Origin of the sequence: Bacillus sp. NMCC4, assembly GCF_002998555.1 — a bacterium.
Classification (GTDB): Bacteria; Bacillota; Bacilli; order Bacillales; family Bacillaceae; genus Bacillus.
The window spans coordinates 279,243-292,931 of sequence record NZ_PVRA01000003.1 but is presented as its reverse complement, the minus strand read 5'-3'; the positions used below and the strand labels follow the sequence as shown (position 1 = coordinate 292,931).

Here is a 13,689-nt window from a genome sequence, read left to right as displayed (position 1 = left end):
AACTCGACATAAAAAAGGCGCCTTCTTCTTTTAGAAAAGAAGAGGCACCCTGTTTACTTTTGACCGTATTGCATTTTTTTCGACTCTGCTTCTGCATAGGACGGCATGTCTTTTTGTTTAGGGTCACGCTCATCCTGCTGCTTTGTCTGTTGCTTTTTTTTCATGATCATTCCCCTTTCTCGGTACATTCATTAAGATGACCAAAAAAGAGAAAGTTACTCTTTACTTCTGTTTCCGCTTGACATACTCCCTGACCATATCATTCGTCACATGCTTACGCAGCGGAACAATACCGCCTCGTGCAAGCTCATTCATCTTCGACGTAATGGCATTGATGTCGTCTGTTGTAAATGGCTCGTTTTGCTCACATTTGAATACAGCAGTCTCTATTGCTTGTTCTCTTTTCTGTTCAAGCTCAAGAAAGGACTGAATATGAGCATGCTGCTTTTGTGAGTGAGCGGAAATCTCTTCGTGTACGCTCGTCATTTTCTATCAACTGCTTTCTTTTTTATTTAGTCTACCATGAATCAAATGGTTTTCAACTGGTTCTTCCATTCGTTTGTTTGTTCATATACTTGTTCAATTACCGCCTGTTCTTTGGCATCTGTCGTTAGGCTCGTGATAAATGTTTGTTTTTGTTCACTTAGCTGCTCGAGCGCTTCTGTTTCATATCTTTCAGTAAAGGTCTTCACCATTGTGTCGTACCTGCTCAGTAATTCTTCTTTTTCTTTATCTGCCCATTTCGTGGTTAACTGATGAAGAATATCTCGAATCGCTTCAATGAACGTAACCTTTCCATTCTGTTCAAAGAAAACTTTCGCTGATTTTTGCTTCTTTAAGAGCGGTTCGAATGGTGTCAGTTCAGATTCGACTTCAATTTGTTTCAGCTCAGCATTTTTCTCTTCTGGCGGCGACAGTGTGAGAGAAAAGTAAGGGTCTTCTGCACTTGCCACCTGCAATCCTTTCTCCCACTCCTCTTGGAAATATTGATGAATAAACGATTCCATTCGGATATCAAGCGCCTTTAACTCCTGTACAAATTCAAATTCATAATCCTTCAGTGCCTGTTCAAGCGCTTTTTTCAACTGCTGCCTGAAGTCTCCTTGAGATATTCCAGGGTAAAAGGCTGTCTTTAACAGATCATTCGCAAATAGTGATAGGCGCTGCACAATATGATAGAGCTGTTCATGTAAGTCCTTTTTCACACTTTCTGTCACTAGCTTAGATTGTTTGATATGACTCATTTGATCAAGAATCGCTTCATATGATGTGTCTATCTTTTTCTTTTCCGCTTGCTTCTCATCTTCTGACTGATGCAGTGTCGCATGCAGCTTGTCGACTGTGCTACATAACCTGCCGGCTTCAAAATACAAAAACTCGATCGCATCTTTCGTTAATTCTTCCTCAATAAAATAGTCGAGCTGTTTTCTAAGCTTTGCATATTGATTATAAGCTGTCTCTCCCTTTCCTTCGATTTCTTCCTTACTGGACACATGATGAAGGTTTGGGTTTCGGATGCCTTCTTTTGTGAGCTCATTTTTCACATAGTCAAAGACGGTGTCAAGCTCTGCTTGATCCTTTGCGAGATCAGCTGCATTGATAATAAAGAACATTTTATCCATGCTAAATGAATCTTTTACAAGCCCAAGCTTACGTAAAAATGACCGATCTGCCTTCGAGAAAGAGTGCTGGTAGTAAGTTAAATAAAGAAGAGCATCTGCGTCCTTCATATATTGAAAGGCAATCTCTGTATGGCGCTTATTCATACTGCTGGCGCCTGGCGTATCAACAATAGTCAGCCCTTTATCTGTTAAAGGTGTACTCAAATACACCGTCACTTCCTTCACCACACAAGAAACAGCTTCTTCCGCCACATATGGCCTCAGTTCTTGAAGAGTGACATGAAGCGGCGTTTGCTTCGTAATGTGATGAAGGAAACGTGTATGCGCTTGTAAAAAATGTTCAACAATGATGCGGTGATCTTGTTCAAGCTGTCTTTTTTTCAGCGTTCGTTCGAGCTTGGATGTAAACGTCTCTCCCTTTTCTTCTGAGATCGAAAATCCGAGGATCTGATTGAGCTCCTCTAATATATCCTGTTCTGTTTTGAACACCACTTTTACACTTTCATGCGGGTGATCTTCCGTCGGTCGCGTCAGCTTATTAATCGTTGCCGTTGTTGGCGTGGGAGAGGATGGCAGTACCTTTCTCCCAACAAGGGCATTTGCAAAGGAAGATTTCCCCGAACTAAAAGCCCCAAATAAAGCGAGTGTGAATTCTTTCGCTTGCAGCCGCTTTGTTCGTTTTTCAAAGGACTTTCTTTGAGATTTGAGAGCGTCTAATGGCAATAAAATCTGAGAAAGCTGTTCAAACTGGTCAATTGACTGTGCCGTCGTGACATGCTGTGACTGACGCATTTGATGTTGCTCTGTCTGCTGCTGCGGTTTTTCTTGCTCGCTCTCTTCGGGATGAATGGGCGCGTGATCCTGCTTTAGCTGGTCATGCTGCATCCGCCTCTTTTTCGCATAAAACCAATCTTCTTCGATCTGTTCATCCGTTCCGTTTTGCCATATATCCCATACATGCTGAATATCACGCTTCATTTGTTCATTTTTTCCGATGCACTGCTCAAGCGTTTGGAGTTCTTTTGCAGACTGGTCCCATTTTTCTTGATGTTTTGCTTTATCTTTCATAAGCTGGGCTTTCAGCGACTCAGACATTTGTTCAATCAGTGTCATCGCTTTCTGTTTTGCCTGTCTTCTCAAGGCTTCGCCAGCATCTTTTGCATATTGTAGTACGTATTCATTGGAGAACGTCGCACCATGATGAATCACACTTTCAAGGAGTGCTTCTTGCACAGGTGTTTCAAATGCCATCACTTGATTTAATAACTCTTCACCAAGCTGATGCTTCTTGACTTCTTTTTTAAGCAGCTCAGCAATATGCCAGTCCACTTCAGCTTTCATCCTCGCTTTGACATCTGTTAAGAAGTCGGTTGCCCGTTTTTCTTTTTCTTGCTCAGTTTTATTTTTAGCAAAAAGCAGTCCCACTTTAAAGCCAGGTGCTTTTGATTCAATATAGTCGCTTGCGAGTTCCCTCATTTTAAATGGAGTGAGGTTGGCATTCTTTAAAATGCCCTCGACTTCAGAAGATACTTCATCTTCTAACTGTTTGGCTCCATTTTCAATGAAGTAGTTTTTCGCTTCAAACTCCTTTACTTCTTTTCTTTTTTCTTGAAGCTGTGAATCAAGCTCTTCACCTTGCAGCTCTTCTTTTAACGAGTCAATGTGTTCTTTTAAAACATGCTCAATTTTCTGCTCCGTATAAGCCCGAAGTGATGCTTTCGGCAACGTCTGTAATTCTTGTAGTTTTTCGATTAAACGAATCATTTCATTTCTTGGGTGCGTCTCATCGGTTACAGATGTAAAGTATAGATGATCTTCTTCAATGCCCTCTTTAAGGAGCATGTCTACCACTTGATTTTTGTAGTCTTCAAATGCTGTCTCATGCTCATCATGCCGGTCCACTTGATTCACGATGAAATAAAGATTTGGCACTTTTTCTTTAATGGAACGAATGAAACGAATGTTTTCTTCAGAATGAACATGGTTGTAGTGAACGACATAAAAAAGAGCATCTGCTTGATGAAGAATAGAGGCAGCAGACAAAAAGTGTGCATGATCCGTTGAATCAATTCCTGGCGTATCAATCAGTGCCACCTTTTCTCCCAGTCCTCTATAGTCACCGCTAATTTCCACCATCTCAATCTGTTCTCCATCCTTACAAAAACGCTGTACTGCTTCTTTATCATAAGAACCGCTCATTTTTGCAAAACGGTCATCAGAGGTGTGAAGCTGCACTTCACTTTCCCCTTTCCTCACGACGACCAAGTTTGCACTTGTTGGGATTGGGCTCGTTGGCAAAATGTGATCATGAAGCAGATGATTCACAAGTGATGACTTTCCAGCAGAATAGTGGCCGGTAAATGCGATATACACTTCTTCTTCTGCTTCCTTTTTGATAATCGATGCAAGTTTGGCTGCGCGCTCATGATCATCCCTTTTGAGAAAGCTTTGATATAAAGCTCCTGTAGTTTGAACGAGCGAATCTCGAATAGACAAGTCTTTCATGACGATAAACCCCTTTGTTTTTAGAAAAGTCAGTTATGTATGTGATACCATTTTACACAAAATAAAGAGATTTTTCTTCTGATCTGAGGAAATAAAAAAAATCTGCTGCCCGATCAGTCGCAATTGACTGAGATCAGGAAGCAGATTTTTTGGAGACACCTTTTAATACGAAGCCAATTAATAGGCTGTATATACACACCGTACCGAGTAAGAAAATCATTGTCATGTGATCACCGTCCATCCTTCATGATTGAGAATGTTTATCATTAATGAAAGTGTAGCACAATTGATAATGATTTTCAATATTAATTTAGCAAATACTGATTTAACGCTTTCTCCTCTGTTTGAATTCTTACAGCCATCATCCATGCATTTAAACACGTAAACAAAATGGCAGTGACATACGCCTCAAACAATAGCGGGATCAGCAAAAGCTCAATCGCCACGACTACATAGTTAGGGTGTTTCAACCAACGATACGGCCCTTTTTTTACAATCATTGCGTTTGGCACGACTAAAATCTTTGTATTCCAGTACGTCCCAAGGGAGCATAATGCCCAGTATCGAATGACCTGTGTAGCCATCAGGAAAAGGAGCAGCACAAGAAAATACCGGGACGACCCCTTATGTAAAAGCCCTATCTCAACTATGAGTGAGAGAAAAAAGGCCGTATGCATAGCGACCATATAGGGATAATGACTAGCACCAAATTCAATGGCACCCATCGCTTTTACTTTTCTTTCATTTCTTTTGGCCACAAGCATTTCAATGAGCCGCTGACAAACGAAGAAACCGATAACAAGCCAAATGATCATGACAAGACATCCTCCCATTTCATAAGCAGCAGTTCTGAGGAAAAGCCTGGACCAAGCGCCCCGCAAAGGCCAATATCCCCCGCTTCAGTTGATTGATGTTCAAGGAAATGCTTGATGACATACAAAACTGTGGCAGAGGACATATTTCCGTGTTGTTTGAGTACTTCTTTTGAAGAAAATAGCTGATCCTCTCGTAAAGATAGACTTTCAACATAGGCATCAATCACTTTTTTTCCTCCAGGATGGGCAAGAAAAACGGATAAGTCTTTAGTTGAACATCCAAGCTCCTCTAAAAATTGATCCACCTGCTCTTTTAACCAGCCTGAAATCATAGACGGTATGTCACGGGAGAAAATAACCCGAAAGCCGTCACTTGTAAATTCCCAGCCCATCACATCCTCAGAATCCTTCATCGTGACGGATTGTGTGCTTAGTACTTTAGGGACTGTTTTTAAATGGGCATATTCTAGTGCAGCCGTTTCTCCAGCTAAAAGAGCCGCAGCCGTCCCGTCTCCAAATAAGGAGGTGCCGATTAAATTGCTTTTTGATTGATCTTGCGGCTGAAAGGTTAAACTGCACAGCTCACAGGCAACGACGAGCACCTTTGCTTCTGGATATGCCCTTATGTATTCATAAGCCCGAGACAGCCCTGCCGCACCACCCCCGCACCCTAGCCCCCAGATCGGTACTCGTTTCGTATAAGGAGAAAAGGGAAGTACGTTCATCAGCTTTGCATCAAGACTTGGGGTCGATAAGCCGGTACTTGAAATAAAAAACAGTGCATCGATCTCTTCAACCGGGATCGGCTTTTTCAGAAACGCCTTCTCTTGAAGACAATGTAAGATCGCTTCTTTTGCATGAGCCAGTGCCTTCTCCAAATAGATATTGTTTTTCTCTTCAAAAGAGTGGTGCGTCTGATACCATTCAATGGGCTGTACAAATTGCCTGCTCTGAATTTCTCCATTTTGAAAAGCTCTCAGCAGCCGATCAATATCTTTAAACGATCGTTTAAATTGAGACCTAGCAAATTCAGCAGCTGTTTTCTGATCCACGTGATGCTTGGGGAGACTCGTTCCAACTGAAAGAATGTACGCCATCGGCTTCACCTCTTTTTTCGGTTAATATCCCCTATCGAAAAAAGGATATACATGCCAAATCGTCACAATTCAGTCAAAACATTTTCCTCCGTCTAACTTTTTGTCTTGACGACAATTGATAAATATTGGATAATATAGTTGAAAACATGATGTAGTTTTCCTCCTTCACAGGTTCGTTCCAAGCCAAGCGAACCTGCTTTTTTTATGCAAAAAAACACCTCTTAATGAGAGGTGTTTACATAACAGATTGCTTAGGTTCTTCTATCAGATCCTGCCCTGTTTCTTTTTTAAATGGAATCATGTGATAAATAATATGAAGCAAAATAGCGGTAAAGCTACCGGCCACGATTCCGTTACTTGTTAATAATTTCATTGATTCTGGCAGATGCTCAAACATTTGCGGCACGACGGTGACACCTAAGCCGATCCCAACTGAGCAAGCAACAATTAGTAGGTTTTCCTGTTTGGCAAAATCCACGCGCGAGAGCATTTTAATACCGTAGGCAATGACCATCCCAAACATGGCGACCATTGCGCCGCCAAGAACTGATTTTGGAATAATCGTCGTAAATGCAGCAATTTTAGGAAAAAGTCCAAATAACATGAGCAATGCTCCTGTCACAACGATGACTTGATTTTTCTTGACTCCTGTCAACTGGATCAACCCAACGTTTTGCGAGTAGGCTGTGTAAGGAAATGCATTGAAAATACCACCTAATAAAACAGCAATCCCCTCTGCGCGATAGCCTTTCGCTAAATCCTTCTCTTTTAATGACCGGTTTGTTAAATCACCTAATGCGAAATAAACACCTGTTGATTCGACTAATGACACAATCGCAACTAACGTCATCGTCATAATGGGTGCAAACTCAAAGGTAGGCATGCCGAAATAAAATGGTTCAATCATACGGAAAACTTGAGCGTTCGCCACCTCAGCTGTTTCCACTTTCCCCATAAATGCAGCGACTGCTGTCCCAAGGAGAATACCGATTAAAATAGCGATCGCCTTCATAAAACCTTTTGTGAATCGATAGAGCAGCACAATGATAAACAGCACAAGGAAAGCGAGGCCTAGATTTTCAAAAGAACCATAATCTGCACTTCCTTCTCCTCCTGCCATATTGTTCATCGCTACTGGAATAAGGGTAATGCCAATAATGGTAACGACAGACCCTGTCACGACAGGCGGGAAAAATTTCACAAGCTTCCCAAAGAAAAAGGAAAGAAGAATGATGATACACCCCGAAGCGATAATACTTCCATAGATAGACGAAATCCCGTATTTAGAGCCAATCGCAATCATAGGAGAAACCGCAGTAAATGTACAGCCTAATACAACAGGCAGACCGATACCAAAGAAACGGTTTTTCCATACTTGAAGAAGTGTGGCAGCCCCGCACATGAAAATATCTGCCGAGATTAAGTAAGTCAGCTGTGCAGGGGTGAGGCCGAGCGCATCTCCCACAATGAGCGGCACAAGAACGGCACCTGCATACATCGCCAGCACATGCTGAATCCCTAGCGAGAGCGTTTTGGCTTTTTTAGCGGCACTCATGATTGTACCTCCCGTACAAACGTGACTTTCCCTTCCTCAAGTGATTCAATACGTGCAAGGGACTCGACGCGGTAGCCCATTTGAACAAGCGCATTCCTTCCGGGCTGAAATGACTTTTCAATGACAATGCCAAATCCGGCTACTTTCGCCTTCGCCTGCTTTGCGATTGCAGCAAGCCCTTTAGCGGCTTCACCGTTCGCTAAAAAGTCATCAATGATTAATACACAATCTTTTTCACTGAGATGCGTATTTGAAACAGCGATCGTGCTTTCTACTTTTTTCGTAAAAGAGTACACACTCGCTGTTAATAGGTTATCTGTTAGTGTTAGTGATTGACGTTTTCGAGCAAAGACAACTGGTACTTGAAGAGCTAGTCCAGCCATCACAGCAGGTGCAATGCCAGAAGATTCGATTGTGACAATTTTTGTAATGCCATCATGCTTGAATAATCTAGCAAACTCTTGCCCGATCTCATGCATTAACACAGGATCAATTTGATGATTTAAAAAGGCATCTACCTTTAACACTTGATTTGACAGAACGATTCCTTCGTTCTCAATTTTTTGACGTAACAATTCCATCATTCTTCCTCCCAGCATATTGGCAAACATTTTAATTTTTTGCATAAAAAAAGCATTGCTGTCCATGAGGAGCAAGCAATGCGAAAACGATCCACGGATCTTCAGCTCAAACAAGAGCTGTTTCATTTTGCTCACTCATAGTCGGACTGTATCGGTGTCCGGTAGAAACTTGCGTGCCATCATCACGCGATTATATGAGTGTTATAGTGTTCAAATTATAACAAGATTTCAGACGCTTGGAAAGCACTTTTCCAGAAAAATACCGAACTTAAATAATAGATCAGATCAAAACGTTCGTTTTTAGAATATTCAAGCATCAAAAAAGCACCCTTCTGAGCAAAGGGTGCCTTTTATTTAAGATAAATACAATTTCGTATATTTATCTGTTAAATAATCGATTAAATATTGCACATTTAATTCCTCACCAGTCGCATCTTGAATGATTTCAGATGGTTTTTTGCGTTTTCCATGCTGGTGAACATATTCTGTGAGCCATTCTTTTATCGGTGCAAAAGACCCGTTTTGAATCAGCTCATCAAAATTCGGTAAATCTTTGATCATTTGGTGCTTTAGTTGCGCCGCATACATATAACCAAGCGCATATGAAGGGAAATATCCAAAGCTTCCATCAGACCAGTGAACATCCTGCAAAATACCGAGTGCATCATTAGGAGGCGTAATGCCAAGATACGCTTTATATTTTTCATTCCACAGTGCAGGCAGGTCTTCAACTGCTACTTCTTCATTAAAAATCGCTTTTTCAATTTCATAGCGGATGATAATGTGAAGCGGATACGTCAGTTCATCTGCCTCAATTCGAATGTAAGTCGGCTTCGATTCATTCACTGCATGCACAAAGTCTTCTAAAGAGACATCTTTAAATTGCTCAGGAGACGCTTCTTGCAGCTTATGATAATACGTTTTCCAGAAATCTTCATGTCTGCCGATAAAATTCTCAAAGAAAAGAGACTGTGATTCATGGATCCCCATTGATGTGCCATCACATAATAGCGTTCCGCTCAGTGCCTCATCAATGTTTTGCTCGTAGATGGCATGACCACACTCATGAATCGTGCCAAAGATCGCCATCCGAAAATCATGCTCATCATAACGGGTCGTCACACGAACGTCCCCTCTGCTCAATGTCACAGCAAACGGATGAACCGTTGTATCCAGACGTCCTGCGTCAAAGTCATACCCCAATTCTTTTAAGAAGAAGAGACTCAGTTCCTTTTGTTTGTCGATCGGAAAACTTTTCGATAAAAATGAAGTATCCGGCTTATGAGGAGAGGCTTCGATTTTTTTCACGAGAGGAACAATGGCATCACGAAGTGCACCAAACTTTTGATCGAGCTGTTCAACTGTCATATCTGGCTCATAGTTATTGAGCAGCACATCGTATGGCGTTTGTTTCACGCCCCAATATTGAATAAAGCGCTTGTTAAAATCAATGAGCTGTTTTAAGTATGGTGCAAAGAGTGAAAAGTCTGATTTCTCCCTTGCTTCTACCCAGACATGCTCTGCTTTTGATTGCAAAATCGAGTATTCTTTAAATTCTTCTTTCGGAATTTTGCTGTTTTCATCATACTCTTTTTGTGATAATTCGAGCGCCTTTTGTGTATCTTTTGACAGCTCATCTCGATGTTTGTTTAATGCGTGAAGAAGATCTCTCATTTCATCAGAAGTCTTCATATTAAAAATATCACTTGATAATTGACCGATGGTTTCAGCTCTGAAATCGGCGCTTTTTTTAGGCGCCTGTGTTCTAGAGTCCCAATAAAGTAAATGGAGCGCCTCCGTATAATGGGCGATTTTTCCTAGTAATTGATAAAACGCTTTCTCTTTTGCTTCAAGACTCATACGTTTGTTCCCCCAATCAATAAAATATGTATGTACGTTTCAAGGCTACTTCAAGGAATGTTCTTTTGTCAATGAAAAAGGAGGATACTCAGATGGTATCCTCCTCTTTTCCTCGTTCGGGCGTTATTTAGATGATTGGCTTGACTGGCAGAACGGATTCAATTTTACTTTGAAGCTCTGTATCTTCCTTACGGTCAAAATAAATATGAATGGTTCCTGCATCTTGGCTTGTCCGAATCAGCCTTCCAATACCTTGTCGCAAGCGCAGCAGCATATACGGAAGGTCAACTTCAGCACGAGCATCCTTTGCTTCATTCCGTTTTGCCTCAAATACCGGATCATGAGGCGGGTAAGGAAGTCCCCAGATGATCACATTTGTTAGTGATTGTCCTGGAATATCCAGCCCTTCCCAAAGGTGAACAGAGCATAACACGGATGTCTCATCTGCTTGGAACTTTTGAACAATCGTGCTGATTTCCTCGTCTCCCTCAAAATACACGTGGAAAGGCAGTGATTCATCCGATGCCTCAAGCTGCTTTCTAAAGAAATGAAGTTCATCAAATGAAGGGAACAAAATCAGAGATCGTCCTCCGTTTTCTTTCAGCTGAGTGATCACTTGCTGTCCTTTTGCCTCTTGCTCTTGAAGCTGCTGAATCCCGTGGAAATAAATCTTCATTTGCTCATCGTAATCATACGGAGAAGCGACACTCATTGATAAATAATCTTTGATCCCAAGACTTTCAGCTAAATAATCAAAGGATTGATTTTCAGACAATGTAGCAGAAGAGAAAATGTATGGTCTTTTTTGCGAGAATACTTTTTCACCAAGCACCTCTGCGACTGTCTTTGGCATCACAACAAATGTCGTATCTAACTCCTGCTTTTCAAGCCAGCTAATCGCATTTTTTTGATATAGCGACAGAGAATACGCCATTTGTTCAATGTACTCTTCCACAACAGACAATTCGTATTGATCGATTGTATACATCTCTGATTCAAACACGAGTGCTTCTCCGATTTTTTCAAGCAAATCACACAATTCACTTGCAGACCGCTTCACTTCATCCACACGTCCAATTTCAAGTCGATGCGAGCCCTTGATTTCTTTGGCATGTGTTTTTAAGAGATAGAAGAACTCATCGTTTGTGGCAAGTGCATCTTCAACGAGCTCGGCAAACTCTTCACGTATATCGTTTTGCAACAGGCGCTCTAAAAATGTTTCGAGCATTGATTGCTTCACTCGGTACGTCAGTGCTTTTTGTGCGGCAAATTCAAGAAGGTGCCCTTCATCAAATACGACGGAGCTATGTTCTGGAAGCAGCGGAAGCTGGCCCTCGCGTTTGCGGGATTCCTTCGTCCACACATGCTCCATGTAAAAATCATGAGAACAGATGATGAGATCGGTTGCTTTCCGGTAATGATCTCTTGATAAATTCAGACCGCAGCGATGACGCATATCGCACGTCAAGCAGTCTTGAAACGAGTCATAGCCAATGCGTGACCATTCATCATTTGATAGTTCTGGATACTCTTTTCGATCACCATACGGATAAAAGTTTTGCATGCCATGTGATTCATGAACAAATGAAGGAAGCGATTCATAAATATCGAGCCACTTCTCATCATCTTCACGCTGCATGGTTTTCTCTAGTTTCTTTAAGCATAAATATTGGTCATGCGATTTACTTAATCTCGCATCTATTTGAATATCAAGGTGATTGGCAATTTTATAGATATCACCCTCTTGTTTCACCAGCTGTTCAATTAACGTTTCGTCTGCACATGCAATAATCGCAGGTTTCCCTGTATACCTTGCATATGTGACCGCAAATAATAGATAGACGATGGTTTTGCCTGTGCCTACCCCAGCTTCGGCAAACATCACACTTTTTTCTTTAAAGGCTCTTTCTAGTTGAAAAGCCATAAATATTTGTTCATCTCGAAGATCAAAGCCCTTTTCTGGCAAAATGTCATAGAACACATCACCAATCCAGTTGCCCAGTTCTTCGTAAAAATTATGTTCTTTTGATAATGAAAAAGGCAAACGAGATGCTGTCACCTGCTTCAACCCCCAACTTTTGAATCATTCAGACATTCAATAGTAACATTTATGCTGGGGAATGACAATCTTTTTTACGACCGCAAACGATGTTGATAGGTTTCTTTCATTAAAAATGCATGCTCTGAACGCTCTATGTAAGCCTGAGCAAGCGCTAAATCTTCGATGGCTGCTGTCAACTGAGCAGATTGTCCACCTTCTTGCCCTTCAATTTTTTGAGCAGTCGAAGCAAGTGCTTTTTGGATTAACTGAAATTGATCATATTGTATCATGGAGACACCTCTTTTTTTAAAATCAAGTTCAGTTTATTCCGTCCCGTGAAGGTTTATACCTTTCTGCGATAAAAAAAGCCACACCTTCTGTAGGTGTGACCATTTTTTTATGATTCAGTTGTCTGTTTTCTAGGCGGGCGTTTTCCCCAATATTGGTAATAGTCTGTTTTAATAAAACCATTAAACAGTTTTCTCTTTTTCGTTGCTTTTCTGCCGAAGCACTCTTCGAACTTTTCGTGTGACGTTAAGATGTAAATGGACCAAGTATCTAGGCTCTTAAATGCTTCGCCCATTCCTTGATACATTTTTTCAACAGCTGGTTTATCACTGAGTCGTTCTCCGTAAGGCGGATTTCCGACAATCACACCATACTCTTCTTTCGTTTGAAAGTCTTTCACTTGCATTTGTTTAAATTGAATCAATTCACTTAGACCAGCTTCTTCAGCATTCATTTGTGCAATGTCTACCATCCGATGGTCGATATCACTTGCAATAATGTGGAGCGGCTGATCATAGTTTGCTTTTTCTTCCACTTCGTGACGCGCTTTGTTCCAAACGTCTTCACCAATCCATTCCCATGACTCGGACGCAAATTCCCGGTTAAATCCTGGGGCAATGTTTTGTCCTATCATGGCCGCTTCAATAGCGATTGTTCCTGACCCGCAGAAAGGGTCAACAAACGGACGGTCAGGTGTCCAGTTTGTTAATAGCACGAGTGCAGCCGCAAGGGTTTCTTTAATAGGTGCTCCGCCTTGATCCATGCGGTACCCTCGTTTATGAAGACCCACACCAGATGTATCAAGCGTGAGCACAGCTTTATCTTTTAAAAGGGCAACCTCAATTTTATACTCAGGTCCTGTTTCTTCAAGCCATTCAGACTGTATGTTGTAAGAGGAAATGAGCTTTTGCGCGATCGCCTTTTTGACGATACGCTGACAATCCGGCACACTGGCAAGCTGTGATTTCACAGATTTACCGATGACAGGGAACGTGCTGTTTTTCGGTAAAAAAGCGGACCAGTCAATCGCCTTCGTCCGTTCAAACAGCTCATCGAATGTTTTTGCCGAAAATTCAGCTACTTGTACCTTAATCCGGTCTGCTGTACGCAGCCAAAGGTTCGCACGGCAAATCGCAAGAGCATCCCCCTCGAAAATCACTTTTCCATTGTCTACTGTGCAGTCATAGCCAAGGTCTCTTACTTCTTTTGCAACAATCGCTTCAATTCCCATTGGAGCTGTTGCGATGAGTGTATAGGTTTTCATTGTTTTATCACCTGTTTTCTCGTCCTTTTATGTATTCAAGATAAAAGCTCTCCATATGTTG

The 13,689-nt window shown here is 41.5% G+C and carries 11 protein-coding genes and 1 riboswitch; all 11 genes read right to left on the bottom strand.

The window, feature by feature from the left end; all coding sequences use genetic code 11:
• Positions 1–222: 222 nt before the first annotated feature.
• Positions 223–486 (bottom strand): YpbS family protein, encoded by a 264-nt coding sequence (locus C6Y02_RS08880; protein ID WP_034661003.1) that lies wholly within the window; start codon positions 484–486, stop codon positions 223–225.
• Between the two features lie 41 nt (positions 487–527).
• Positions 528–4,127, bottom strand: a complete 3,600-nt coding sequence (gene dynA / locus C6Y02_RS08875; RefSeq protein ID WP_106031069.1) for a dynamin GTPase — start codon at positions 4,125–4,127, stop codon at positions 528–530.
• A 133-nt stretch (positions 4,128–4,260) separates the two neighbouring features.
• Complete coding sequence (locus tag C6Y02_RS08870) at positions 4,261–4,347, bottom strand: Fur-regulated basic protein FbpC (RefSeq protein WP_223256532.1); 87 nt, start codon at positions 4,345–4,347, stop codon at positions 4,261–4,263.
• Between the two features lie 85 nt (positions 4,348–4,432).
• Complete coding sequence (locus C6Y02_RS08865; protein WP_060596709.1) at positions 4,433–4,942, bottom strand: isoprenylcysteine carboxyl methyltransferase family protein; 510 nt, start codon at positions 4,940–4,942, stop codon at positions 4,433–4,435.
• Entirely contained in the window at positions 4,939–6,039 is a 1,101-nt protein-coding gene (locus C6Y02_RS08860) for a type III polyketide synthase (RefSeq protein WP_106031067.1), read from the bottom strand. Before C6Y02_RS08860 ends, C6Y02_RS08865 begins: the two co-directional genes overlap by 4 nt.
• Positions 6,040–6,274: 235 nt before the next feature.
• Complete coding sequence (gene pbuX, locus C6Y02_RS08855; protein ID WP_066030745.1) at positions 6,275–7,594, bottom strand: xanthine permease PbuX; 1,320 nt, start codon at positions 7,592–7,594, stop codon at positions 6,275–6,277.
• Positions 7,591–8,175 carry a xanthine phosphoribosyltransferase gene (xpt, locus tag C6Y02_RS08850; protein ID WP_034661972.1) on the bottom strand — a complete coding sequence of 195 codons (585 nt, stop codon included), beginning with the start codon at positions 8,173–8,175 and terminating at the stop codon, positions 7,591–7,593. Before xpt ends, pbuX begins: the two co-directional genes overlap by 4 nt.
• A gap of 118 nt (positions 8,176–8,293) precedes the next feature.
• Positions 8,294–8,393, bottom strand: a riboswitch (purine riboswitch).
• A gap of 136 nt (positions 8,394–8,529) precedes the next feature.
• The gene (locus tag C6Y02_RS08845) at positions 8,530–10,035 is read right to left on the bottom strand and encodes a carboxypeptidase M32 (RefSeq protein WP_106031066.1); all 1,506 of its coding nucleotides are present in this window, start codon (positions 10,033–10,035) and stop codon (positions 8,530–8,532) included.
• Positions 10,036–10,162: 127 nt separating this feature from the next.
• Positions 10,163–12,094: an ATP-dependent DNA helicase gene (locus tag C6Y02_RS08840; RefSeq protein WP_034661009.1), complete on the bottom strand. Its 1,932-nt coding sequence runs from the start codon at positions 12,092–12,094 to the stop codon at positions 10,163–10,165.
• A gap of 74 nt (positions 12,095–12,168) precedes the next feature.
• Positions 12,169–12,366: a hypothetical protein gene (locus C6Y02_RS08835; protein WP_034661010.1), complete on the bottom strand. Its 198-nt coding sequence runs from the start codon at positions 12,364–12,366 to the stop codon at positions 12,169–12,171.
• A 107-nt stretch (positions 12,367–12,473) separates the two neighbouring features.
• Positions 12,474–13,628, bottom strand: a complete 1,155-nt coding sequence (locus C6Y02_RS08830; protein ID WP_060596713.1) for a THUMP domain-containing class I SAM-dependent RNA methyltransferase — start codon at positions 13,626–13,628, stop codon at positions 12,474–12,476.
• Positions 13,629–13,689: the final 61 nt, after the last annotated feature.